This window comes from Pseudoalteromonas nanhaiensis, from assembly GCF_051235485.1.
In the GTDB taxonomy this organism is placed as follows: domain Bacteria; phylum Pseudomonadota; class Gammaproteobacteria; order Enterobacterales; family Alteromonadaceae; genus Pseudoalteromonas; species Pseudoalteromonas lipolytica_C.
Window position 1 is genome coordinate 96,920 of record NZ_JBPNYQ010000014.1, and the last position, 24,175, is coordinate 121,094.

Genomic DNA, 24,175 nt, shown 5'->3' on the forward strand with positions numbered 1-24,175 from the left:
TTCATATCGTCACCATAAGTAAACTACACGGTGTAGTTTTTCATGGTTTGCTATAAAAGTAAACTATCTAGTGCATTTTTTATTTTTGCGTTACACTAGTAACCCTTATCGGAGGGGTCCATGAAATTATCACAGAGAAAACGATTAGATATTTTGAATGCAGCTGAAACATTGTTTTTTCAGCAGGGTGTTGAGCATACAAGTATGGATCAGGTTGCAAGCTTAGCGGGTGCCTCAAAGCGCACCGTATACAATCACTTTGAAAATAAAGATGTGTTGTTTCAAGCCATTCTAGTGTTTATGTTTGAAAAAGTTCGCCAAGAGCAAGCGGTTGTATTTGATGCTACTTTACCAATTGCAGAGCAGTTAACACGTATTGCCGAGCAAGAAGTGGCACTTTTGACCTCTGAAGAGTTTTTAAAAGTAGCGAAAGTCGCCTTTATGCAAATGTTACAGCAGCCCGATTTAGCAAAATCATTAGCGAGTAACAACATGGGCTGTATGCACGACCTAGTGACGTTTTTAGAAGCAGGTGTGCAAGCACAGGTTTTAGCTATTGATGATGTTGAGTTTGCAGCAAAACAGTTTGTGTATCAGTTAAAGTCTCTGATCTTTTATCCGTTGCTGTATGGCTTTGAGCGCCAAGAAGGTGACTCAGATAGTAAAGTAATAAGCGAAACAGTAAAAATGTTCTTAGCGCGTTATGGGCGCTGATATTTTGGCACATAAAAAAGCCCGCTTAATGCGGGCTTTTAAACAGTTGTAAAACTATTATTTTACTTCTTTACCAGCTGCTTGTTGGTCAGCATGGTAGCTTGAGCGAACAAATGGGCCACAGGCTGCATGTGTAAAGCCAATTTCGTCTGCATAGTCTTTTAATGCATCAAACTCGGCTGGCGGCACGTAGCGTTTAACAGGTAAGTGGTGTTTTGAAGGTTGTAAGTATTGGCCTACTGTTAGCATATCAACGTTATGCTCGCGTAAGTCACGTAACACTTCTTCGATTTCGCTAATTTCTTCACCTAGACCTACCATCAAGCCAGACTTCGTTTTCACATTCGGATGTGCTTCTTTAAAGCGACGTAATAGCTCAAGTGACCACTTATAGTCAGCACCTGGACGCGCCAATTTGTATAAACGCGGTGCTGTTTCTAGGTTGTGGTTAAATACATCTGGCGGTGTCTCGATTAAGATATCAAGGGCTCTGTCCATGCGACCACGGAAGTCCGGTACTAGAATTTCAATCGTGATCTCTGGGTTGTGTTTACGAATTTCACGAATACAGTCAGCAAAGTGTTGTGCACCACCATCACGTAAATCATCACGGTCTACAGAGGTGATTACCACATAGCTTAGCTTCATGTCTTTAATAGTAAGCGCTAGCTTTTCAGGCTCTGCTGCATCAGGCTTTAATGGACGACCATGAGCAACATCACAGAACGGACAACGACGAGTACAAATAGCCCCTAAGATCATGAAGGTTGCTGTACCGTGATTGAAACATTCAGATAGGTTAGGGCACGAAGCCTCTTCACAAACTGAGTGCAAACCATGTTTACGCATCGCTTGTTTAATACCATCAATACGTTCGGTTGATTTTGGTAAGCGAATTTTTAGCCACTCTGGCTTACGCAACATTTCGTTTTTTTCAGTCGGTAAAACTTTAACTGGGATCAGCGCCATTTTTTCTGCATCACGCAGTTTTACGCCTGGTTCCATTTTGACTGGTTTATTCATTCGTTTCAAACCCTTCAGTGTGCTTAACCACAGTAGCATTAAGCTTTTTAATCATGTGTTTTACAAGCCCTGCACCTGCTTGCTCGAGGTTTTGCGGACCATTAAGGTCAGTTGTTTGCACCATGTTCATGCCTGCATAGCCGCATGGGTTGATACGTAAAAACGGACTCAAGTCCATATTTACATTCAGTGCTAAACCATGGAATGAGCAGCCGCGACGAACTCGTAAGCCCAATGAGGCAACTTTACTATCGTTAACATAGACACCCGGTGCATCCGCTTTGGCGTAAGCGTCAATGTCGTAGTCTTTTAACGTGTCGATAATGCACTCTTCAAGCCAAGTTACCAGCTCTCTTACACCAATGTTTAAACGACGTAAGTTGAACAGTACATACATCATTTGCTGACCTGGCCCGTGGTAGGTTACTTGACCACCGCGGTCTACTTGGATCACTTCGATATCACCGGTATTTAATAAGTGCTCAGCTTTACCAGCTTGACCTTGAGTAAATACAGGCTCGTGCTCTACAAGCCAAATTTCATCGGCTGTGTGCTCATCACGGGTGTCGGTAAAAGATTGCATTTTTTGCCAAATTGGCATGTAACGCTGACGACCTAATTGACGAACGATTAATTCTCTTTCGCTCACGACTTACTCCGTAATCAGCCTATAGCATGTGACGTACGTCATCGATGTTGCTGATCACGTTATAGATTTCTTCAATGTGCTCTTTACTTGTAACGGTTGCCACAAGCGTGACTGACTCGTAATTACCTTTGCTGCTTGGTTTTACCTTTGGCGCATAATCGCCTGGTGCAATTGGTTGCAGCTTTTCTAGGATCTGGTCTGTTAGATTTACGTTTGCTAAGCCCATGATTTTAAAAGTAAATGGGCAAGGGAAATCTAAATACTCATCAAACTTAGTATCTTTTACAGGTTGAACCACGACGGTGACTCCTCAAAACAGTGAGTGTGCTTAATCGAGACTTTCTCGGCCAGTTCTTGGCAGTAAGCAGACTTAAATTACGACGCACTCGACCCAGCGCGACTGATATGGGGCGCATTCTATCATTTTTCAGACAAAAAAAAACGCCTTGCAGTGCAAGGCGTTTATAAACTTTTATCTGAGATTACATGATCTGTAAACGTAAGTAATCGTAGATCTTGCTGAAGAAGCTGCCTTCTTCTACTTCTTCAAGTGTAACTAACGGATATTGAGCGATTTCTTCCCCATCCAGTTGCAAGAATAAGGTGCCAACTTTACTACCTTTAGCAAGTGGAGCTTTTAGAGTTTTATCAAGCTCAAAGTTCGCTTTTAAGTTTTTACGCTGACCACGTGGGATGGTGATTGGCGTATCTTCTAAAATACCCAGTGAAACATTTTCTTTGTTACCCATCCAAATGCGTTGCTCTGCGAAGCTGTCACCTGCTTGATATGGTGTAATCGTTTCAAAGAAACGGAAACCGTAGTTTAGTAATTTTTTACTTTCAACTTTACGAGCACGTTCGCTTTCGGCGCCCATTACTACAGCGATTAAACGCATATCGTCTTTAGTCGCTGAGCTCACTAGACTATAACCCGCCTCTGACGTGTGACCGGTTTTGATACCGTCTACGTTCATGCTTTCATCCCATAATAGAGAGTTGCGGTTATATTGTTTAATACCGTTAAAAGTGAATGACTTTTTAGCGTATACTTCGTATTCATCTGGTACATCGCGAATAAGTGCAGCACCAAGAGTGGCCATATCACGTGGCGTTGTGAAGTGCTCGTTAGTATCTAATCCGTGACTGTTTACGAAATGGCTGTTTGTCATGCCTAACTTTTCAGCGTGAGCATTCATTAAATCAGCAAATGCACTTTCGCTACCAGCAATGTGTTCAGCCATTGCTACGCACGCATCATTGCCTGATTGAATAATGATACCGTGGTTAAGGTCGTCAACACTGATTTGTTTACCCACTTCGATGAACATTTTTGATGATTCAGGAAAGTTTTTTGCCCACGCTTTTTCACTCACGGTGACCATGTCTGTTGGTGAGATATTGCCGGCTTTAATTTCAGTACCGATGACGTAACTGGTCATCATCTTGGTTAGACTGGCAGGTGCCAGCTTAGTATCGGCTTCGCCTTCAGCAATGACCTTACCTGTGGTGAAATCAACCAAGAAATAACCTTTCGCATTAACTTGTGGTGGGGCAGGAATGATTTGGGCTGTTGCTGAAAATACACTCGCTGTGCAAACAAGGCCACAAACGCCACTTAAGATTTTATATTTTATAGATTTCATCGTACTCATTAATGGTTAAAGTTAAACATGTCGCGTTAACCTATTCTAAAGGTCTTACTCACTGTAAAGCAAGAACGCGTTCTGAAATTGGTTTTGTTTTAGCTTTTCTAAAACAGTTTGTGCTTCTGCGGCATCTTTTATTGGACCAAGACGTAATCGATAGATTCCATCTTTTTCAACAATGTTTGTTGGCACATGATATTGCTGACGAAGTTGAAACGCGAGCGCTTCAACATTGGCAAGAGTACTTCCCGCTGCAACCTGTATGTAACTTAAACGAGGGGCAGAATTGCTAAGGGTAATGGCTTCAACCTTAACACGCGCTGTACCTTGGCGATAATAATCTAGTTTATAGGCCGCAGAATAAGATAAATCGATGATACGGTCGTCATGGAATGGGCCGCGGTCATTAACGCGAACAATGACAGATTTACCGTTATCTAAATTAGTGACTCGTGCAAAGCTGGGTAATGGCAAAGTTTTATGCGCTGCAGTCATCGCGAACATGTCATATATTTCACCATTAGATGTATGGTAGTTATGAAATTTTCTACCGTACCATGAGGCAATCCCTTCTTCAGAGTAGCCTGTTTCATCTAACATGGGAGTGTAGCGTTTTCCACGAACTTCATAAGGGCGACTCGCACTGGCACTCTTAACTACAGCCGTTACTACTGCATCTTGCATTTCAAGTTCGGTAGGCTTTCGAAGCGGGGCTGCATCATGCTCCATAGCATAACGACCTTGCTGCGACGAGCTACAAGCAGTGAGCATTACAGAAAATAATGCAACAAATAGAAAACTAACGCGATGTGTCATTATTTTAAAAGCATCCTTTTATCTGTGGCGATAGACATAATAATGCCAAATCCTGCCATCAAGGTCACCATAGAGGTGCCGCCATAACTGATCAAGGGTAAAGGGACACCGACCACAGGCAGTAAACCTGACACCATGCCAATATTTACAAATACATAAACGAAAAACGTTAAAGTTAATGCACCTGCAAGCAGTTTACCAAACGCATCTTGGGCATTGACCGCTATGTATAAACCACGACCAATGATGAATAAATACATGCACAGTAATAAACACACTCCAAATAAGCCAAACTCTTCGCTTAAAACAGAGAAGATAAAGTCAGTGTGTCGCTCGGGTAAAAACTCAAGTTGTGATTGCGTACCTTGCAGCCAGCCTTTTCCTTCAATTCCGCCTGAGCCAATTGCTATTTTCGATTGAATAATGTGATAACCAGAGCCAAGAGGATCACTTTCAGGGTCTAAAAATGTTAATACGCGTTGTTTTTGATAGTCGAGCATAACGTAATGCCAAAATGGCCAAGCAGCAATGGCTACTGTAGCGGTAAAAAAGCCGATTAATCGCCAACTTAGGCCTGACAAAAACAATACAAAAATACCTGAACTGGCGATCAATATTGATGTTCCTAAGTCAGGCTGCTCTTTGATTAGGATGGTAGGCACCATCACAATCGCAAAACCAATGATTAGATGAATAATGCGGGGTGGTAAATGGTTGCGACCGATATACCATGCGACCATCATAGGTACGGCAATTTTCATTAATTCAGATGGCTGAAATCGAGTAATACCAAGATCTAGCCAACGTTGCGCACCTTTAGAGCTAACACCAAATAGCAGTACCCCGATGAGCATTAATAGGCCCACGCAATAAAGTGGAATAACCATTCTTTTTAGCGTGTTTGGCGAAAATTGCGCAAGAATAAACATGCCTAGTATCGCCCCAAACATCCGTGTGGCATGGCGGATCATCATCGCTGGGTCTTGACCACTGGCACTGTAAACAATGGTTAGGCTGCCTACCATCATGAGCATTAACGCTATCAGGAGCGGTAAATCAAGGTGAAGGCGTTGCCAGATAGAGCGTTTTTTATTTAATGGGATCATGGCGCATCACTTTGTGCAACAGGCAGAGGGTTAGCTGAAAAATAATAGTCCATCAATTGACGAGCAATAGGCGCACCTACGGTACTGCCGCCACCGGTATTTTCTACAACCACAGAAACCACAATTTGTGGGTCATTATAAGGTGCAAAGCCAACATAAATTGCGTTATCGCGTTGACGCTCTTTAAGTGATTTAGCGTCATAACGTTCACCTTGGGCAATGCTAACTACTTGCGCGGTACCGGTTTTACCTGCAGGGTCATAATTGGCACCTTTAAATGCTTTATGGGCGGTGCCGGTGACTTTGTGTACTGTGTTGTGCATTGCATCAAGCGCTATTTGCCAATGGTGAGGGTTTTTTAGCACCACGGGTGGCTTTTCATCGTTGTTTATTTGAGTGACTTCATTCTCTTTTTTAGCCACTTGCACTAAGTGGGGTGGGTGATCAATCCCGCGATTAACTAAAATATTCGTCGCATTGGCTATTTGCATCGGTGTTGCGGTCCAATAACCTTGGCCAATACCCACTGAAATTGTATCACCACGCCACCACGATTCTCTAAAGCGGCCTTCTTTCCATTCTTTTGATGGCATAATCGCAGAGGTTTCTTCATGAATATCAATACCTGAAAGTTCGCCAAAACCAAATTGAGACATAAAATCACTGATTTTAGTAATGCCTAAGCGATACGCCACGTCATAAAAATAAGTATCGCATGACTCTTCAATAGCACGATAAACGTCAACATGGCCATGACCCCAACGTTTCCAGTCACGCCATTTATGTTCAACGTTTGGAATTTGAAAAAAGCCCGGATCCCACATTTGTGTTTGCTCGGTTACAAGTCCTTCCTCTAGCGCTAAAATAGCCATATGTGGTTTAACCGTAGAAGCTGGTGCGTAACGACCTTGTGTGGTTCTATTTATGAGGGGGCGATCTGGGTTCAATAACTTTTTGTAGTCGCTACTACTGATGCCATGAACAAATAAGTTTGGGTCGTAACTTGGGTTAGAGTAAAGAGCCAGTACGCCACCATCTTTTGCGTCGAGCACAACGACAGCGCCGCGCATATCTTTTAAAGCATGCTGTGCAATTTGTTGTAAGCCTATATCCAGAGTAAGTACCAAGTCATGGCCTGGCTCTGGTGGGGTCATGCTTAAAGTGCGAATGATACGACCCCTGTTGTTAACTTCTACACTTTGTGAGCCAACTACACCATGAAGTAATTGCTCATAGTATTTTTCGATACCTAGCTTACCTATATCATGTGTAGCACGGTAATTTGTTGCTTGATCATCAGCTTCTAATTTTGCCAGCTCTTTTTTATTGAGCTTGGCAACATAACCTAATGCGTGAGTTAAAGTATCACCATAAGGGTAGTAACGAGCTAGTCGTGCTTCAATACTAAAACCTGGGAATTTGTGCTGATTAACTGAAAACTTGGCAACTTCAGTTTCGTTTAATCGTGCTTTAAGGACTTGGCTCTTAAAACGGCGATTATGTTTGATATCATCTAAAAACTCTGCTTTTTGTTGTTCACTGATATCGATAATTTGTTGAACATCTTCTAATGCTTGATCTAGGTTATCTGTTTCTTCTGGAATGACTTCAAGGTTATATACAGGTTTGTTTTCAGCAAGTAAAACGCCATTTCTGTCATAAATTAAACCCCGATTCGGGGCAATTGGGATAACTTTGATCCGATTATCATTAGAGCGTGTCTGGTAGTCTTGGTGGTCGATAACTTGAATGTTATATAAGTTTGATAATAAGACACCAATTAATAATGTAACAAACACAAAGCCCACAAACGCGCGGCGAGCAAATAAATTAGCTTCAGCCGAGTGGTCTCGAATTGTGGGTCTGTGTTTTCGCATTGACTAACTACTCGCGGTGGTATGGGTGATTATTATTTAAGCTCCAGCCACGATAAAGGCTTTCGGCAACAATAATACGCACTAAAGGATGCGGTAGTGTTAGATTTGATAAAGACCATTTTTGCTCAGAAGCTGCAATGCATTCTGGTGCAAGGCCTTCAGGGCCACCAATGAGTAAGCTAACATCACGGCCATCAAGCTGCCATTTTTCCATGCTTTTAGCCAGTTGATGAGTATCCATTGGCTTACCTGTTACTTCTAAAGTAACAATGCGATTGCCTTTGGGTATTGCTGCTAAGGTTTTTTCGCCTTCAAGTTGCAAAATACGTTTTATATCCGCATTTTTTCCGCGTTTACCGGCAGGAATTTCAATAAGCTCAAGCGGCATATCACGCGGAAAACGGCGCTGATATTCTGTGAATCCAGTTTCAACCCATGCTGGCATCTTAGTACCAACGGCAATCAATTGTATCTTCAAAATGGTTTACCTATGTCCTTGCAAGGGTTAACCCCAAAGTTTCTCTAGATCATAGAAGTCGCGAGTTTGGTCTTGCATGACATGTACTACTACATCACCTAGGTCAACAAGCACCCATTCACCTTCATTTTGGCCTTCGTAACCAAGGGGCTCTTCACCTGCATGGCGTGCTTCTTTTGCAACGTGATCAGCAATCGATTGAACATGGCGTTTAGAGTTACCAGAGCATACTAACATATAGTCGGTAATATCTGACTTTCCACGAACATCAAGTTGCACCACATCACGGGCTTTCATGTCGTCGACTTTATCAAGGGCAAATGCGAGTAGTTGTTTAGAATCCAAAGTGTTTTCTCAAAAATAAATAATCTTAATTGTTATTTTATCACGCAGGCAGCATTTATTCATCTGTTTGATAAAGATGATGCTGTGCGATGTATTGACTGACTGAAGTTGGTAAAAGTTCAGTTATTTCACTATTTGAATGCAGTTTTTTTCTGATTTCTCTTGATGCGGCATCTATTTGTAAGCCATTTAAAAAGAATAACTTACCTGCAGGTTGTTGCTTTAGTTCAGCAAGGTTATCAGTGTATGCCTTTTCCTTGTAATGAGCCAATTCACCAGCGACATTACAGGTTTGCCCCGGTCTTTGATACACGACTATGTGGCAAAGTGTGACAATTTCTTGCCATTTAAACCATTTGTCGAGGCTAATGAATGAGTCCATACCGATTAAAAAAATAATGGGCGTAGTAGGGTGCTCAGCTCTTAATTCTTGCAAGCTAAGTAATGAATAAGAGGCACCTGAACGATTAAGTTCTCTGTAATCAATCGTGAAATAAGGGATGTCTTCAATTGCAAGTTTGAGCATGTTGATACGGTGTTCATCACTGATCCCCGGTTTAGCTTTATGTGCAGGAATAGCGCAGGGCATAAAATACAGCGTATCAAGCTGACACTGTTTAACGCATTGCTCGGCCATATTGATGTGGCCTAAGTGAATTGGGTCAAATGTTCCACCAAATATAGCAATCATTATACAACTCTAATCTAAAACAGGGTGGCAAGGTAATGGCATTGCCAGTGGTTGGCAAAATACTAAGCAAAGGTGTGTTAAGGCTTGATAAGGCGCAACAAGGTTGCCTTGTTTGTAGGCAGCATCAAACTCGGCTAATTGTTTGATGATTTGCTCAAGAGTACTAATTTGCAGGCGGTTTAATGCCTGCTGTACTGTTGCTTGCTGGTTTTTCCAAATATTAAACTGCCGATATAAATCAGTCATATTGGCACCGTTTAGGCGAGCGTGTTGCATTGCAAGTAAGTTAGTGGCTTCTTTATTAATGGCCCAAAAGATACTCATTGCTTCTGTGTTATCAGTAGCGAGTTTACTCATTACTTTGACTGCTTGACCTGCATTGCCGGTTAATAAAGCATCACTCAAATCGAAGATATCAAATTTTGATTGATTAAGAAGACCTTGCATTACGGCCTGCTGGTCTACTAACTCACTGCCATATAATAGAGATAATTTTTCAAGTTCTTGGTGGCATGCAAGTAAGTTACCTTCAGTGGCATCAATCAGGCTTTGTTTTGCATTATTGTGCAAGTTTAAATTTAAACGATAACATTGCTCGTCTAGCCAACGGCTTAAATGGTTACCTGTTAGGGGATAACAAGGTACAAATAAGCCTTGCTTATCTAAAGCTTTAAACCATGCACTGCGTTGAACATCTTGACCAGCTTTGGCACCTTTCAATACCAAAATAGTGTCTGGATTAGTAAGTTCTACAAGTTGTTTAAATATTTGGCTACCTTGAGTACCTGGTTTTTGCTCGTTTAAGTCAAATTCAATTAAGGTACGAGCGCTAAACAGTGACATACTTTGGTATTGAGCTACAATTTCTTGCCAATCAAACCCTGGCATTAGGGTAAATTTGATTACCTCGTCAAAACCTTGCTGTTTGGCGGCTTGACGAATTTGCATGACACATTGTGTAATTTGATAGGGCTCTTCACCAAACACCATGTAAAAAGGCGCAAGGCCTTTTTTCAATTGGCTAGGTAGTTGATTTGCATAACAACGCATTACAGTTGTGATAGCTCACGAACAATTCGACGACTGGCTTGCTTACGAATTTCGCTTAATAGCAGCTCAAGCTCTTTTGCTTTTGCAAGAGCATTATCTGGGTCGTCTTGATAGTTACGATACAATTCAAAGCGCTGGTTAATGGCTTTTTGTCCAGGGCGCTTAAGGGTATAGCTTACACTGTAGGCAAGTTCATACTCGGCAACCTGACCATTATCAAATAATGACAAGATTTGACGCTCTAAACGGTCTTTGTGGATCGTTAACTCTGGGTGTTTACCACCTTGGCTAAGTTCAACTTTACTCGCAATAAGCTCTTTTTCGACTAACTCGAATAATGCTGACTTTTCATCATCCCCGACCAGGGTGATCACTTTCAAGTCGTCAGGCAAGTTTGAGGCTTTCTTTAAATGAAAGCCACAACTTGTTAGCAGTAAACAGACTAGCGCAAGGGCTAGTCCGTTTTTCAGTGCTTGAAGCGCTGCCATCTTAGTTAGCAACCACGTTAAGTAGTTTGCCAGGTACGTAAATCACTTTGCGGATGGTTGCGCCATCAGTGAACTTAGTTACGTTTTCTTCAGCAAATGCTAATGCTTCAACTTGCTCTTTAGTTGCATCAGCAGGCACTGTTAACTTAGCACGAAGCTTACCATTAACTTGTACGATGATTAGCTTCTCATCTTCAACAAGTGCTGATTCGTCAACTTTTGGCCATGCTGCATCTAAGATGTCGCCTTCTTTGCCAAGGTCTTGCCATAATTGATGACACATATGCGGCGTGATAGGCGCAAGCATGATAAGTAATGCTTCAAGCGCTTCGTTAGCAATTGCCACATCTTGTTTATCGGCAAGCGGTGCTTTAAGTAACTTGTTCGAGATTTCCATAATTGCAGCGATTGCAGTGTTGAATGTTTGACGACGTTCTACGTCATCAGTCACTTTTGCAATTGCTTTATGAAGTTCACGACGAAGTACTTTTTGGTCGTTATTTAATGCTGACTTATCAAGCGCTTGATAGCCTACTGTTTCTACATCAACAGCGTATTTCCAAATACGTTTTAAGAAACGCATTGCACCTTCAACACCTGAATCAGACCATTCAAGGGTTTGCTCTGGTGGCGCCGTGAACATCATGAATAAACGCACTGTATCTGCACCGTACTGGGCGATAACTTGTTGTGGGTCGATACCGTTATTTTTCGATTTCGACATTTTGCTCATGCCCGCAGAGAATACCGGCTCGCCATCTTCTTTGTGCCACGCTTTAACAACACGGCCTTTGTCGTCTGTTTCAGTTTGTACGTCTGTTGGCGAAATCCAGATATCACCGCCTTTCTCATCTTTACGGTAGAAAGTATCTGCTAATACCATGCCTTGACATAGTAAGCGCTCAAATGGCTCATCTGAAGTTACTAAACCAAAGTCACGTAATAACTTGTGGAAGAAACGCGAGTAAAGTAAGTGCAAGATCGCATGCTCAATACCACCGATATATTGGTTTACTGGTAACCAGTAATTTGCAGCACCTGGCTCAATCATGCCTTCGTCAAAACGAGGGCTACAGTAACGCGCGTAGTACCATGATGATTCCATGAAGGTATCGAAAGTATCTGTTTCGTGGAATGCAGGTGCGCCATTTACCGTTGTTTTAGCCCACTCAGGGTCAGCTTTGATTGGTGAAGTTACACCATTCATTACCACGTCTTCAGGTAAGCGAACTGGCAGCATGTCTTCTGTTGCAGCAAGCTCATTACCGTTCTCGTCGCTTAACATAGGAATTGGAGAGCCCCAGTAACGCTGACGGCTAACACCCCAGTCACGTAGACGGAAGTTCACTTTACGCTCACCTACACCCAGTGCTTCTAGTTTATCTGCAACTGCATTAAACGCCGCTTCAAACTCAAGACCGTCGAACTCACCTGAGTTAACTAACACGCCTTTTTCAGTGTATGCTTGGTTGTCTAAATCAACTGTTTCTTCAGAGTCAGCTGCTGGTGCAATAACTTGAGCAATCTCAAGGCCATATGCTGTTGCGAACTCGTAGTCACGTTGGTCGTGTGCAGGTACTGCCATTACAGCGCCTGAGCCGTAATCCATTAATACAAAGTTAGCGACCCAAATTGGTACTTGTTTACCTGTTAATGGGTGAATTGCGTAAAAACCAGTGGCAATACCTTTTTTGTCCATGGTTGCCATGTCTGCTTCAGCGATTTTCGTGTTTTTACACTCATCAACAAACATAGCTACAGCGTCGCTGTTTTTAGCTGCTTCTTGTGCAATTGGGTGACCAGCTGCAACAGCAACGTATGTCACACCCATGAAGGTATCTGGGCGCGTTGTATAAACACTGAATGTATCGTCGTTATCAGCACGCTTAAATTCGATTTCTAAACCTTCAGAGCGACCAATCCAGTTGCGCTGCATGGTTTTAACTTGCTCAGGCCAGTGATCAAGTTTATCTAAATCATCTAATAGCTCTTGTGCGTAATCAGTGATTTTGATGAACCATTGTGGAATCTCTTTTTGTTCAACAATGGCACCTGAACGCCAACCACGACCATCAATAACTTGCTCGTTGGCAAGTACTGTTTGGTCAACTGGATCCCAGTTAACTGTTGACATCTTTTTGTAAACCAAGCCTTTTTCATAAAGCTTAGTGAAGAACCACTGTTCCCATTTGTAATATTCTGGATGACATGTCGCAATTTCACGATCCCAGTCGTAACCAAAACCCAGTTGCTTTAACTGGTTGCGCATGTAATCGATGTTTTCGTATGTCCACTTAGCAGGTGCAGTGTTGTTTTTGATTGCTGCATTTTCCGCAGGTAGACCAAACGCATCCCAACCCATAGGTTGCATTACGTTTTTGCCTTGCAAGCGTTGGAAGCGTGATACTACGTCACCAATGGTGTAGTTACGAACGTGACCCATGTGGAGTCGGCCGCTTGGGTATGGGAACATAGAAAGGCAGTAATACTTTTCTTTGCTCTCATCTTCAGTGACTTTAAATACTTGGTTTTCTTCCCAGTAGGCTTGTACTTTTGACTCTATGTCTTGCGGGTTATATTGCTCTTGCATCTACGATTCCAGACTTCTTGCAAATTAATAAAAAATTGTCGATAAGGATAACTCAAAATACACGCTAATCACAGCGGCAAATAGGCGCTTTTATTAATTTTGTCTGGAAATATATTTTCAGGGCAGGTTAACCTATACTCAACTAGAATAACGATTGATTTTTCATCATTTTTGAAGGAGTAACCGATGGCAGACTATAAATCTTGGCTCACTGATTTAACTAAATGGATTAAAGATGTAAAAGACAATGAATTAAAGGATGCAATAGATAAATTTGTTGAATCAGAGCAAGCACTTAAAGATTTAGGACAAGAAAAGCTTAGCCAATATCGAGAGTATCTTAAGCGCGATATTGATCACATCAAAGAAAATGATGAGCATTATGACTCGTTGGCTTGGCTTGAACTTAAGGAGTCGCTTTGGTACGAGTTATCGCATATTGAAGATAAAACCCAGTTAGAATGGCATGCCCTTAATCAAGATTTTAAACACGATGGTGTCTATCAAGAAGGAGAATGGATAGCCATGGGCACATTAGTATGTAAAAATTGCCAACATAGTTACGATGTTTACCATGCTACGCAAATTACTCCTTGTACTGAATGTGGCGGTATTTATTTTCGCCGTAAGGCATTACAACCTTAAATCAGTGACGCAGGCTTTTGCTGGGCGTTACCTATAATGCCCAGTCAAGACTGGGAAATAAGAAGTTAGAATGACAAAAAAACTAATCCCATTACCTGTTTCTGCGCTAGCGCCAGAGATTTCTGCAAGCCATGTTGCCACTTGCATGCAAAACCCGTATCCAGAAGCACTCCCTTTTATCGGCCAGCAACGAGCACAAAGCGCTCTCGACTTTTCTCTGGGAATGGAACTTCCGGGTTATAATGTATATGTGATGGGTGAAGCGGCACACGGTCGCTACACGTTAGTGAAAGATAAACTCACAGCCCATTCTAAAGGCCGTCCAACTCCCAATGAATGGTTGTATGTAAATAACTACGACGATCACCGTGAGCCAATTGCGCTGTTTATGCAAGCAGGGCAATCGAAGCAGCTTGCCGATGATATCGACTCGTTTATTGATGAAGTGCTTGATACTTTTCCTGCGGCATTTGATAACCCTGGGTATCAGCGTAAGAAAAAATCAATTGATCGCGAGTTTACCGACACCTACGATGCAGCTATAACTGCAGTAGAAATTGCTGCACTTGAGCAAAGCGTGGCTCTCATTGAAGAAAATGGTGTGGTTGGCTTTGCTCCACTTATTGACGGTAAGCAACTGAGTGATAGTGAATTTGCAGCTCTTGAAGAGCCGCTTCGTATAGAGTTTTATGAGGTCATTGAAAAGCTTGAAGATGCGTTAATCGAAGCGCTGATTGAGCTACCACGTTGGAAGCGTGAATCATCAGAAAAACTGCGTAACCTTAAAAAATCAACAGCAGAACTTGCTACTAAACCACTTCTTAAAGCGCTTGAGCATAAATATGCAACGCATATTGGGGTTCTTCGTTATCTAAAAGATATTCGTGAAGAAATCATTGATGCGGTACTGGAGTGGCTCGACGATGATGACAACGACGAAAATAAAGAAGATTTTGACCGCAAAGGTATGCTCACAGATTTCTTTGCGCCAAATATTTTAGTGGAATACAAAGAAGGCGATGCTGCGCCTGTAGTCTATGAGCCGAACCCAACCTTTGGCAATATCTTTGGCAAGATTGAATATGCAACGTCGCAAGGGTCACTTATCACCAGCTATCGCTCAATTCAGCCAGGTGCATTACACCGTGCTAATGGTGGTTATTTGATCATGGATGCAGAGAAAGTTATGTCTAACCCGCAAGTGTGGGATGGCTTAAAACTGTCTTTGAAAACCCATCAAATCAAAAATGACTTACCCTACCAAGACAGCTCAGTAGGAAGTAGCTTTACATTACGCCCGCAGCTTATTCCACTTGATGTAAAAATAGTACTTTTAGGGTCGCGAGAGCTTTATTACACCATAGGTGAATATGACGAAGAGTTTGCTGAGTTATTTCGTGTACTCGCTGACTTTGATTACTACTTACCAAGTAGTGATAAGCTGCAGTATCAGTTTATTACCAAGGTAACTGAATATTGTCAGCAAACACTTAATTGTACTGTGAATGAAGCGGCGATGGCGAGATTATTAAAGTTTAGTTATCGCCAAGCTGAGCATCATAATAAACTCTCAGCTCGTTTTGCTGATGTATTAGAGTTAGTGGCAGAAGCTAGTTTTTATGCCAAACAAGATGAGCAAACAGTGATTGATGCTCATCACATAGACGAGGCCATTGTTGGTAAGCAGTATCGAACAGGGCAAATCTCTGAAACCATGCTCAGTGACATCAAAGAGGGGCAAATTTTAATTGCTACTGAAGGTCACGCTGTGGGTAAGGTGAATGGCTTAACCGTGCTGCACATTGGCGATACCTCATTTGGTACACCAGCACGCATTACTGCCACTGTGTACGCAGGTGCTGATGGCGTTATTGACGTTGAACGTGAAGCTGAGCTGGGTAAAGCCATTCACTCAAAAGGGGTGATGCTATTAACCGGTTACTTAGGTAATAAATACGCTCAGCAATTTAGCCTGACACTCAGTGCGAATATCGCAATTGAACAAAGCTATGGCTATATCGATGGTGATAGCGCTTCACTGGCTGAGTTGTGTGCGCTTATATCAGCCATTACTAACTTACCTATTAGCCAATCTATCGCGCTGACAGGGTCAATTAACCAGCATGGTGATGTACAATCAATTGGTGGTGTAAACGAGAAAATAGAGGGTTTCTTTAAGCTTTGTAAAATGCGTGGCTTAACCGGTGAGCAAGGGGTGATTATTCCTAAATCTAATCAAGTGAACTTGGTGCTTGATGATGAAGTGCTCGATGCCGTTGAAAAAGGCCGCTTTAACATTTATGCCGTTGAAACCGTTGATCAAGCATTGAGCTTATTAATGGATAAAGACGCAGGTGAAATGACCCCACAAGGCTATCCTGATGGCTCTATTAACGCGCTAGCCTTAGCAAGGCTTGCCAATATTGCTGATATCGTAAATGGCGACAATGATGATGAGAAGGACGCAGAATGATTAATTTATTACTTTTACTGATCATCGGTATTTTTTGCTTTTTAATTTTTAAAAATAGCAAAAAGGCGAAGCTACAAGCCCTTGAAAATGAAAAACTAGCGGCGGATTTTTTAGCGAACAATAGTAAAGCCGACGATGTTTATGAAACAGCATCTGGGCTGCAGTACAAAATTGAGCATCGCGGCGATAATGAGGCAAAACCAAGTGCCACCAGTAAAGTCAAGGTTCACTATCATGGTACGCTGTTAGACGGCAGCGTATTTGATAGTTCAGTGGTCAGAAACTCGCCAATCAGCTTTGGTTTAAATCAAGTCATTGCTGGTTGGACCGAAGGCTTACAGCTAATGAGTGAAGGAGATAAGTTTACCTTTTATATCCCTCCGCAGCTTGCATACGGCAGTAAACGGGTAGGCAGCATTCCAGCAGGTTCATTGCTAATATTTGATGTCGAATTGATAAAGATAGAATCTTAAAATTTTAAAAGGCTTCATATTGAAGCCTTTTTTATTTGTTATTTCTTAACCCTGATAAACACACCCACAGCACTGAGTAATATCACTACAATCCATACTGGCCAATTACCATATTGACTATAAAGACTATCGCCTTTGATTAAGGTGATATTGGCTTCAAGTACATCAGCTTTAAATTGCGGCATGCTCAACTGTGATTTAGCAATAGGGTCGTAAACGGCGCTGATACCATTATTCGTTACGCGAATTAGCGGGCGTTGTAATTCTAGAGCACGCATACGGGCTATTTGCATATGCTGATGCGGGCCATGGGAGTCGCCAAACCACGCATCATTACTAACGGTGAATAAAATGTCTGAATCACTGCGATAATTACCACGCACTAAATCAGCAAAAGCAATTTCATAACAAATAGCGGGTAAAATATGTAAGCCGTTCGCCTGAAGATTGTTTTGAACTTCATCGCCTCGAGTAAATGACGACATAGGTAAATCAAACAGTGGGGCGATTGGACGCAGTAATTCTTGAAATGGCACGAACTCACCGATAGGCAATAATTGGTGCTTTTGATAGCGATTTTTACCTAAATACTGATAATGACCTTCGCTATCATCTTGCTCTTTTTTACCTAAGACAATGAGGGTATTAAAAATATTACGGGTGTCGTATTGATAATCCACGATACCGGTGATCAGGGCTGTGTTGTTAAAAGCTGCTGCACTATCAAGACCGGTTAGGTATTGTGTTGATAGGGCTTCAAGCTCAGGGACAGCAGCTTCTGGCCAAACAATGAGATCAGCATTCCAATGTAGGCGCGTCATGTCTTGGTATTTACTCATAGTATTCCAAAACTCTGACGGTTCAAATCGTAAATGCTGTTTAATGTTCCCTTGTACTAAAACTGTTTTAATTGTTTTATCTTGATACTGTAAAGCACTATTACTCGCAATTACGTATAAGCCTGCCAACAAGGCTACAGAGCCGATTAACGGCTTTATGTCTTTACCTAGCAAACGAAAGAGTGAAAACGCGATGAGCACGCAAACAAGTGTTATACCAAACTCGCCAATCACAGGGGCTAAAAAGTTCAGTGGGCTGTCGGTTTGTGTATAACCAAAGCTCAACCAAGGAAAGCCTGTTAGCAAAGTGCCACGTAAGTACTCTGTAACCGCAAAGTTGGCAAGCAACAGGCAGATAAAGCTATAGGGCCCTTTAGCAAGGCGGGTTGTCAACCAAGCTGCTAGTGCAGGATACAAGGCTAAGTAAGCGCAAAGTAGCACCATCAATGAAATCGATGCAATTAATGGCATACCGCCAAAGGTGGCTATCGATACATGCACCCAACTAATACCTGCACCAAACCAGCCTAAACCAAAGATAAAGCCATACTTAGCACTTTGTTTAGCGGCCGATTTACCATTTGCCTGCGGATTAATGCAATAGATAAGTATGCCAAGAGAGAGAAAGGCAATATACCAAAGATTATAAGGGGCGTAGCTTAAGGTTAAAAAGAGGCCCGCAATGAGTGCGAGCCAGGCTTTTTTATCTTTTACAATAAGGCTTAGCTTAGTTAGCAGTTTCTTCACTGTCGTTATCATCAGCCTTAGGAATGGTGACTTGCAATTGTAAGATGCGACGGTTATCTGAGTTGGTGACTTTAAATTGCAGGCCATCAATATCAATTGTTTCACCGCGACTTGGCATATGACCAAATGCGTGTAAAACAATACCACCTATGGTGTCAGCATCAGAGGTGCTGTAACCAGTTTTAAAATACTCGTTAAAGTCATCAACTTCAGTCAGCGCTTGGACTGCATAAACGTGTTTAGCTACTTGGCGAATATCTTGTTGGTCTTCGCTTTCGTCGTGCTCATCTTCGATTTCACCAACGATGATTTCAAGAATATCTTCGATGGTTACTAGACCCGACACGCCGCCGTATTCATCGATGACGATTGCCATATGGTATCGCTGTTGACGGAATTCGTTAAGCAGTGTGTCAACACGTTTGCTTTCTGGTACGACTACTGCTGGGCGTAAATAATCACGCAAAGAAGGTAACTGCTCATCTTTGTTTAAGATAAGTGGTAATAGATCTTTTGCTAATAAAATACCTTCTACATGGTCTTTATCTTCACACACCACTGGAAAACGTGAATGTGTTGAGTCAACCATCATAGGTAACAGTTCTTCAAGTGGTGTATCAACCTCTAAGGTAACCATTTGCGAGCGAGGGATCATGATGTCACGAACTTTAAGCTCAGATACACCAAGTACTCCTTCGATCATTTCTTTGGTTTCAGGGTCGATAAGGTCGCGTTCTTGCGCATCGGCAATTACTTCAACCAGCTCTTCTTTATTCTGGGGTTCCCCTTGCAACATTTGGGTTATTCTGCCCAACCAAGTTTTGCCAGAAGAACCCTGGCTAGATTGCGAGTTGTCGTCGCTCATTGCGTCTAATTGCTCCGTAAATTTAAATATCGTCTCGATATGGGTCTGCGATGTTCAGATCAGCAAGTAATTGCTTTTCTATGCTTTCCATTTCGAGTGCATCTTCGTCCTTTATATGGTCAAATCCAAGTAAATGCAAGCATCCATGGATCACCATATGGGCAAAATGGTCATGAAAGGTCTTTTCTTGCTCAATAGATTCGGCCAAAACAATGGCCGGACAAATGATCAAATCACCCACTAAAGGTAACTCAATACCCGGTGGTGCTTCAAATGGAAACGATAAGACATTAGTCGGTTTATCTTTTCCACGGTAATCATTATTGAGCTGCTGGCTTCGTGCTTCGTCGCTTATGACGATAGTAAGCTCAGCGTCTTCACGGTAGTTACTAAGGGCTTTATCAGCCCATAGTTGGAATTGTTCAAAGCTAGGTAAGTCGTCAAACTCACAGGCTATTTGTAAATCTAATTCGGTCACGAGTTTGCTTCTTGTTGGTTTGCTTGTGCTTCTTTTGCACGTTGCTTTTCTGCGCGCTTTAAACGCTCAGCTTCATCATTTCGCTCATAGGCTTCTACGATACGTGCAACAACAGGGTGGCGCACGACATCGTGTGATTGGAAGAAGTTAAAACTAATTTCATCTACGCCGTTTAATACCTCAATAGCATGACGAAGCCCAGAGCGAGCACCACGTGGTAAGTCAACTTGTGTGATATCGCCTGTGATCACTGCTTTTGAATTAAAACCAATACGGGTTAAGAACATTTTCATTTGTTCTGCGGTGGTGTTTTGGCTTTCATCAAGAATAATAAAGGCATCATTTAATGTACGACCACGCATGTAAGCAAGTGGGGCCACTTCAATGATGTTTTTCTCAATTAGCTTTTCTACACGCTCAAAGCCCAGCATTTCGAATAAAGCATCGTAAAGTGGGCGTAAGTACGGGTCGATTTTTTGACTTAAATCACCCGGTAAAAAGCCCAGTTTCTCACCAGCTTCAACAGCAGGGCGCGTTAATAAAATACGGCGAATCTCTTGACGCTCGAGGGCATCAACAGCAGCTGCAACGGCTAGATAAGTTTTACCTGTCCCAGCGGGACCGATACCAAACGTAATATCGTGATGCAGGATGTTAGCAACATACACGCCTTGGTTATCGTTGCGTGGTTTAATAACGCCACGGCGTGTTTTAATCACCATGTCTTTACCGTACACGCCCGGGTTTTCATCTTGCTCTAGGGCATTCGATTCGCTAATTGCTAAATGCACTGCATCAGGTTCAATTTCGCCTATTTGACCACGAATAGGTTGAGTGTCAATGTAAAGGTTTTTTAAGATTTCAACGCTGGCTGCGGCGCAATGAAGTTTACCCGTGACTCTGAAAAAATTATCACGGTGGGCAATTTCAACACCTAGGCGGCGTTCAATTTGTTTAATGTTTTCGTCAAACGGACCACATAAAGAAGAGAGTCGTTTGTTGTCGGCAGGTTCTAAATAAATCTCTAATGTTTTTAATTGATTACTCAAAATTACTTCCTATTCATGGGTGCTGGCAGTGCCAGCACCAGTGTCTCCCTAAGGTACGAAAGTAGCAACGCCAATTTCGTTAGGGGCAGCTGCGGCTTCAGCTTCGGCAGCTTTATTTAAAATTGCTGATGGCGCCACATCACGACGTAAATTCATCTCTGATTCTGTACGAATTAATTCACCACGTAAAGAGTTTGGCAACGCTTCAGTAATACGTACATCAACGAATTGACCGATCACTGAGTGAGGGCCTTCGAAGTTCACTACACGATTGTTTTCTGTACGGCCACGTAATTCCATTGGGTTCTTCTTAGAAGGACCTTCAACCAGGATACGTTGTTCAGTACCAAACATTTGGCGGCTAATTTGCTGCGCCATTTGCGTGATGCGGTTTTGTAATAGGTATAAACGCTCTTTTTTCTCTTGCTCAGTCACATCGTCTGGTAAATCGGCAGCAGGTGTGCCAGGGCGCGCACTATAGATGAAGCTAAAGCTCATATCAAAACCGATATCATTGATAAGGTTCATAGTTGCTTCAAAATCAGCTTTACTTTCACCAGGGAAACCAATGATGAAGTCTGATGACATGCTTAGGTTAGGGCGAATTTTACGTAATTTACGAATCGTCGATTTATACTCAAGCGCGGTATGACCACGTTTCATCAGGTTAAGAATACGGTCAGAGCCGCTTTGTACTGGTAAGTGTAAGTGATCAACAAGCTCTGGCACATCAGCGTAAGCATCGATGATGTCTGGTGTAAACTCTACCGGGTGCGAGGTGGTGTAACGAATACGGTCAATGCCGTCAATCGCTGCAACATAACGTAGTAGGTCAGAGAAGTAACAAATCTCACCGTCGTGTGTTTCACCGCGATACGCATTTACGTTTTGACCTAAAAGGTTTACTTCACGCACGCCTTGCTCTGCAAGTTGCGCAACTTCAAGGAGCACATCATCTAAAGGACGACTTACTTCTTCACCACGCGTGTAAGGTACTACACAGAAAGTACAGTACTTAGAGCAGCCTTCCATGATTGATACAAATGCAGTAGGACCTTCTGCTTTTGGCTCAGGTAAGCGGTCAAATTTTTCAATTTCAGGGAATGAAACGTCAACCACAGATGTGCTGTCGCCACTTTGCACTTGCTTAATCATTTCTGGCAAGCGGTGTAATGTTTGCGGGCCAAAGATCACATCAACAAATGGCGCGCGTTGGCGAATTGAGTCACCTTCTTGCGATGCAACACAACCACCAACACCAATGATTAAGTCTGGCTTGTCATCTTTTAATAACTTCCAACGACCAAGCTGATGGAACACTTTTTCTTGTGCCTTTTCACGGATTGAACAGGTATTGAGTAAGATCACGTCAGCGTCTTCAGCTTCTTCAGTTAACTGATAGCCGTTTGTCGCATCTAGTAGATCAGCCATTTTCTGAGAGTCGTACTCGTTCATCTGACAACCCCAGGTTTTAATATGCAGCTTTTTACTCATTGAAATATAGCCTCGTTTTCAATTCGGTAGTGACACAAAAATGTGTTAGAAACAGGATTAAGTGGCAATTATGCCGACTTAAAGGACGCGTATTTTAGCTGGATACCCGCACAGATCCAAGTATAGTTTTAATCTTTGTGGTGTGAAATCAAACAAGTCCCTGATTTGAAATTCTTAAGTATTAAATGCACTGACACTGTTTATTGAATTACGTTACAATTTGCCGGGTATTTAAATAGCCAAATGAGCGAATATTGAATGAATAAAAATAAGATAATTGTTGTTGGAGGTGGCATGGTAGGTGCTGCTACAGCCATAAAGTTGGCGCAGCAGGGGAGTGATGTCACGATTATTGAAAAGCACCTTATTGATGCGGATAGTATTCTTAGCTCAGATAAAGTGGATATTCGTATTTCGGCTATTAATCGTTTTTCAGAGCACCTACTTGATGAGCTTGGGGCAATGCCATTATTGCGTAAAAACCGAATTGCACCTTATCAACAACTAGAAGCGTATCAACAGCAAGACGAGAGCTTATTATTTGATTGTAAAGATATTGGCGAGACACATTTAGGCCATTTAATTGAAAATAGCTTAATTCAGGCGAGTCTATGGCAACAATTTGCTGATTACAATATTGAGGTTATCGAGCAAAAGACTCCTGTAACCGATATAAATCAAACTGACGATTCAATCACTCTGCATTATGGTGATACACACTATACGGCAGATTTAGTCATTGCGGCTGATGGTGGTCAATCACAATTGCGCACCAAAGCTGGATTAGGTGTAACTGGTTGGCAGTATGCTCAACATTGTATGGGTGTATTAATAAAACTGGATGCTCCTCAACAAGTAAAAACGTGGCAGCAATTTACTCCAACCGGACCTGTCGCGTTTTTACCTATGCAAGCACCTTATGCAAATTTAATTTGTTACCACGACGCAGCAGTTTTAAAGCAATGGCAAAAACTTTCTAATGAAGAACTTAAAGCAAAGCTCATTGCACATTTCCCTGAACTACCGGGTGACTTTGAATTACTTGAGCATGCTGTTTTCCCTCTTGCCAGACAACACGCCAATGATTACTCACAAGGGCGTTTAGTACTTGTGGGTGATTCAGCGCACACAATTAATCCTCTTGCAGGTCAAGGCGTAAACTTAGGCTTTCAAGATGTGGTTGCATTGGCAGATATTTTGGAAGATCAAGAAGACGTGGGTCAACATCAATTATTAAAACAATATGAGAAAAAACGTCGTCATGCGAATTTACTCATGATGAGTATGATGGATGCATGCTATTTTGGTTTTTCAAATGAAATAAAACCACTCAGTTGGGCGCGGAGCAAGTTCTTGAAATTAGCCAATAATAAAGGCCCTGCAAAAAATTGGGTATTGAAATATGCAATTAGTGGCACGTTAGGCTAATACTCGTCTGCAAAAATACCTAATAAGTAAGCGTATTGGTATAAAATATAGATATAAAATATAGATTGCGGGTTAATGAAAATTAGCCCGTTTTTTTTGCTAAATACAATCGAATATAATTTTTGAGAAATTAGAAATTAGAAATTAGAAATTAGAAATTAGAAATTAGAAATTAGAAATTAGAAATTAGAAATTAGAAATTAGAAATTAC

23 protein-coding genes are annotated in these 24,175 nt (G+C 41.9%); 5 read left to right on the top strand and 18 right to left on the bottom strand.

The window, feature by feature from the left end:
• Window positions 1-120: 120 nt before the first annotated feature.
• Entirely contained in the window at window positions 121-714 is a 594-nt protein-coding gene (locus ACSFVZ_RS13230; protein ID WP_435559042.1) for a TetR/AcrR family transcriptional regulator, read from the top strand.
• A gap of 57 nt (window positions 715-771) precedes the next feature.
• On the opposite strand, the gene lipA is transcribed toward ACSFVZ_RS13230, so the two are convergent.
• From lipA to leuS, 13 genes are all read right to left on the bottom strand, one after another.
• Window positions 772-1,737 carry a lipoyl synthase gene (gene lipA, locus ACSFVZ_RS13235; RefSeq protein WP_130051157.1) on the bottom strand — a complete coding sequence of 322 codons (966 nt, stop codon included), beginning with the start codon at window positions 1,735-1,737 and terminating at the stop codon, window positions 772-774.
• Window positions 1,730-2,386: a lipoyl(octanoyl) transferase LipB gene (lipB, locus tag ACSFVZ_RS13240; RefSeq protein ID WP_135924117.1), complete on the bottom strand. Its 657-nt coding sequence runs from the start codon at window positions 2,384-2,386 to the stop codon at window positions 1,730-1,732. The genes lipA and lipB overlap by 8 nt, the downstream gene beginning before the upstream one ends.
• Window positions 2,387-2,405: 19 nt before the next feature.
• Window positions 2,406-2,684 carry a DUF493 family protein YbeD gene (gene ybeD, locus ACSFVZ_RS13245; protein WP_135924118.1) on the bottom strand — a complete coding sequence of 93 codons (279 nt, stop codon included), beginning with the start codon at window positions 2,682-2,684 and terminating at the stop codon, window positions 2,406-2,408.
• A 184-nt stretch (window positions 2,685-2,868) separates the two neighbouring features.
• Window positions 2,869-4,029: a serine hydrolase gene (locus tag ACSFVZ_RS13250; protein WP_435559043.1), complete on the bottom strand. Its 1,161-nt coding sequence runs from the start codon at window positions 4,027-4,029 to the stop codon at window positions 2,869-2,871.
• Window positions 4,030-4,083: 54 nt separating this feature from the next.
• Complete coding sequence (locus tag ACSFVZ_RS13255) at window positions 4,084-4,848, bottom strand: septal ring lytic transglycosylase RlpA family protein (protein WP_135924120.1); 765 nt, start codon at window positions 4,846-4,848, stop codon at window positions 4,084-4,086.
• Window positions 4,848-5,954: a rod shape-determining protein RodA gene (gene rodA, locus ACSFVZ_RS13260; RefSeq protein ID WP_135924121.1), complete on the bottom strand. Its 1,107-nt coding sequence runs from the start codon at window positions 5,952-5,954 to the stop codon at window positions 4,848-4,850. The genes ACSFVZ_RS13255 and rodA overlap by 1 nt, the downstream gene beginning before the upstream one ends.
• Entirely contained in the window at window positions 5,951-7,831 is a 1,881-nt protein-coding gene (gene mrdA / locus ACSFVZ_RS13265; RefSeq protein WP_435559044.1) for a penicillin-binding protein 2, read from the bottom strand. The genes rodA and mrdA overlap by 4 nt, the downstream gene beginning before the upstream one ends.
• A gap of 7 nt (window positions 7,832-7,838) precedes the next feature.
• The gene (gene rlmH / locus ACSFVZ_RS13270; RefSeq protein ID WP_036967350.1) at window positions 7,839-8,309 is read right to left on the bottom strand and encodes a 23S rRNA (pseudouridine(1915)-N(3))-methyltransferase RlmH; all 471 of its coding nucleotides are present in this window, start codon (window positions 8,307-8,309) and stop codon (window positions 7,839-7,841) included.
• Window positions 8,310-8,336: 27 nt separating this feature from the next.
• Complete coding sequence (gene rsfS, locus ACSFVZ_RS13275) at window positions 8,337-8,654, bottom strand: ribosome silencing factor (RefSeq protein ID WP_054551669.1); 318 nt, start codon at window positions 8,652-8,654, stop codon at window positions 8,337-8,339.
• Window positions 8,655-8,709: 55 nt separating this feature from the next.
• Complete coding sequence (gene nadD, locus ACSFVZ_RS13280; RefSeq protein ID WP_435559045.1) at window positions 8,710-9,345, bottom strand: nicotinate-nucleotide adenylyltransferase; 636 nt, start codon at window positions 9,343-9,345, stop codon at window positions 8,710-8,712.
• Between the two features lie 9 nt (window positions 9,346-9,354).
• A complete protein-coding gene (gene holA / locus ACSFVZ_RS13285; protein WP_138558625.1) occupies window positions 9,355-10,395 on the bottom strand; it encodes a DNA polymerase III subunit delta in 1,041 nt (346 codons plus the stop codon).
• Window positions 10,395-10,883 (bottom strand): LPS-assembly lipoprotein LptE, encoded by a 489-nt coding sequence (locus tag ACSFVZ_RS13290; RefSeq protein WP_138558626.1) that lies wholly within the window; start codon window positions 10,881-10,883, stop codon window positions 10,395-10,397. Before ACSFVZ_RS13290 ends, holA begins: the two co-directional genes overlap by 1 nt.
• Window position 10,884: 1 nt before the next feature.
• Entirely contained in the window at window positions 10,885-13,473 is a 2,589-nt protein-coding gene (gene leuS / locus ACSFVZ_RS13295; protein WP_138558627.1) for a leucine--tRNA ligase, read from the bottom strand.
• Between the two features lie 186 nt (window positions 13,474-13,659).
• On the opposite strand from leuS, the gene ACSFVZ_RS13300 reads away from it, so the two are divergent.
• The 3 genes from ACSFVZ_RS13300 (at window position 13,660) to bamJ (ending at window position 17,064) form a co-directional block, all read left to right on the top strand.
• Window positions 13,660-14,118 carry a zinc ribbon-containing protein gene (locus tag ACSFVZ_RS13300; protein WP_135924127.1) on the top strand — a complete coding sequence of 153 codons (459 nt, stop codon included), beginning with the start codon at window positions 13,660-13,662 and terminating at the stop codon, window positions 14,116-14,118.
• 70 nt (window positions 14,119-14,188) lie between these two features.
• Window positions 14,189-16,591 carry a Lon protease family protein gene (locus ACSFVZ_RS13305; RefSeq protein WP_135924128.1) on the top strand — a complete coding sequence of 801 codons (2,403 nt, stop codon included), beginning with the start codon at window positions 14,189-14,191 and terminating at the stop codon, window positions 16,589-16,591.
• Complete coding sequence (bamJ, locus tag ACSFVZ_RS13310) at window positions 16,588-17,064, top strand: BamJ family beta-barrel-assembly machinery protein (RefSeq protein ID WP_435559046.1); 477 nt, start codon at window positions 16,588-16,590, stop codon at window positions 17,062-17,064. Before ACSFVZ_RS13305 ends, bamJ begins: the two co-directional genes overlap by 4 nt.
• 38 nt (window positions 17,065-17,102) lie before the next feature.
• Here the strand turns inward: bamJ and lnt are convergent, their stop codons facing one another.
• From lnt to miaB, 5 genes are read right to left on the bottom strand one after another with little or no spacing between them, the layout of a single operon-like run.
• Window positions 17,103-18,650 carry an apolipoprotein N-acyltransferase gene (lnt, locus tag ACSFVZ_RS13315; RefSeq protein ID WP_435559047.1) on the bottom strand — a complete coding sequence of 516 codons (1,548 nt, stop codon included), beginning with the start codon at window positions 18,648-18,650 and terminating at the stop codon, window positions 17,103-17,105.
• On the bottom strand, window positions 18,631-19,515 hold the full coding sequence (gene corC / locus ACSFVZ_RS13320) for a CNNM family magnesium/cobalt transport protein CorC (protein ID WP_135924131.1): 885 nt from the start codon (window positions 19,513-19,515) through the stop codon (window positions 18,631-18,633). Before corC ends, lnt begins: the two co-directional genes overlap by 20 nt.
• A 22-nt stretch (window positions 19,516-19,537) precedes the next feature.
• Window positions 19,538-19,993: an rRNA maturation RNase YbeY gene (gene ybeY / locus ACSFVZ_RS13325; protein WP_435559048.1), complete on the bottom strand. Its 456-nt coding sequence runs from the start codon at window positions 19,991-19,993 to the stop codon at window positions 19,538-19,540.
• Window positions 19,990-21,042: a PhoH family protein gene (locus ACSFVZ_RS13330; RefSeq protein ID WP_135924132.1), complete on the bottom strand. Its 1,053-nt coding sequence runs from the start codon at window positions 21,040-21,042 to the stop codon at window positions 19,990-19,992. The genes ybeY and ACSFVZ_RS13330 overlap by 4 nt, the downstream gene beginning before the upstream one ends.
• A gap of 48 nt (window positions 21,043-21,090) precedes the next feature.
• The gene (miaB, locus tag ACSFVZ_RS13335) at window positions 21,091-22,536 is read right to left on the bottom strand and encodes a tRNA (N6-isopentenyl adenosine(37)-C2)-methylthiotransferase MiaB (protein ID WP_135924133.1); all 1,446 of its coding nucleotides are present in this window, start codon (window positions 22,534-22,536) and stop codon (window positions 21,091-21,093) included.
• A gap of 258 nt (window positions 22,537-22,794) precedes the next feature.
• Here miaB and ACSFVZ_RS13340 point away from each other — a divergent pair, with 258 nt between their 5' ends.
• Window positions 22,795-23,964 carry an FAD-dependent oxidoreductase gene (locus tag ACSFVZ_RS13340; protein ID WP_348714612.1) on the top strand — a complete coding sequence of 390 codons (1,170 nt, stop codon included), beginning with the start codon at window positions 22,795-22,797 and terminating at the stop codon, window positions 23,962-23,964.
• The last annotated feature ends 211 nt before the right edge of the window (window positions 23,965-24,175 follow it).

Excerpts from the sequence above, each read along its gene's own strand:
- ACSFVZ_RS13230 (WP_435559042.1), top strand. The coding sequence starts at position 121 with ATGAAATTATCACAGAGAAAACGATTAGATATTTTGAATGCAGCTGAA.
- lipA (WP_130051157.1), bottom strand. The coding sequence starts at position 1,737 with ATGAATAAACCAGTCAAAATGGAACCAGGCGTAAAACTGCGTGATGCA.
- ACSFVZ_RS13250 (WP_435559043.1), bottom strand. The coding sequence starts at position 4,029 with ATGAAATCTATAAAATATAAAATCTTAAGTGGCGTTTGTGGCCTTGTT.
- ACSFVZ_RS13255 (WP_135924120.1), bottom strand. The coding sequence starts at position 4,848 with ATGACACATCGCGTTAGTTTTCTATTTGTTGCATTATTTTCTGTAATG.
- rodA (WP_135924121.1), bottom strand. The coding sequence starts at position 5,954 with ATGATCCCATTAAATAAAAAACGCTCTATCTGGCAACGCCTTCACCTT.
- mrdA (WP_435559044.1), bottom strand. The coding sequence starts at position 7,831 with ATGCGAAAACACAGACCCACAATTCGAGACCACTCGGCTGAAGCTAAT.
- nadD (WP_435559045.1), bottom strand. The coding sequence starts at position 9,345 with ATGATTGCTATATTTGGTGGAACATTTGACCCAATTCACTTAGGCCAC.
- holA (WP_138558625.1), bottom strand. The coding sequence starts at position 10,395 with ATGCGTTGTTATGCAAATCAACTACCTAGCCAATTGAAAAAAGGCCTT.
- ACSFVZ_RS13290 (WP_138558626.1), bottom strand. The coding sequence starts at position 10,883 with ATGGCAGCGCTTCAAGCACTGAAAAACGGACTAGCCCTTGCGCTAGTC.
- leuS (WP_138558627.1), bottom strand. The coding sequence starts at position 13,473 with ATGCAAGAGCAATATAACCCGCAAGACATAGAGTCAAAAGTACAAGCC.
- ACSFVZ_RS13300 (WP_135924127.1), top strand. The coding sequence starts at position 13,660 with ATGGCAGACTATAAATCTTGGCTCACTGATTTAACTAAATGGATTAAA.
- ACSFVZ_RS13305 (WP_135924128.1), top strand. The coding sequence starts at position 14,189 with ATGACAAAAAAACTAATCCCATTACCTGTTTCTGCGCTAGCGCCAGAG.
- bamJ (WP_435559046.1), top strand. The coding sequence starts at position 16,588 with ATGATTAATTTATTACTTTTACTGATCATCGGTATTTTTTGCTTTTTA.
- corC (WP_135924131.1), bottom strand. The coding sequence starts at position 19,515 with ATGAGCGACGACAACTCGCAATCTAGCCAGGGTTCTTCTGGCAAAACT.
- miaB (WP_135924133.1), bottom strand. The coding sequence starts at position 22,536 with ATGAGTAAAAAGCTGCATATTAAAACCTGGGGTTGTCAGATGAACGAG.
- ACSFVZ_RS13340 (WP_348714612.1), top strand. The coding sequence starts at position 22,795 with ATGAATAAAAATAAGATAATTGTTGTTGGAGGTGGCATGGTAGGTGCT.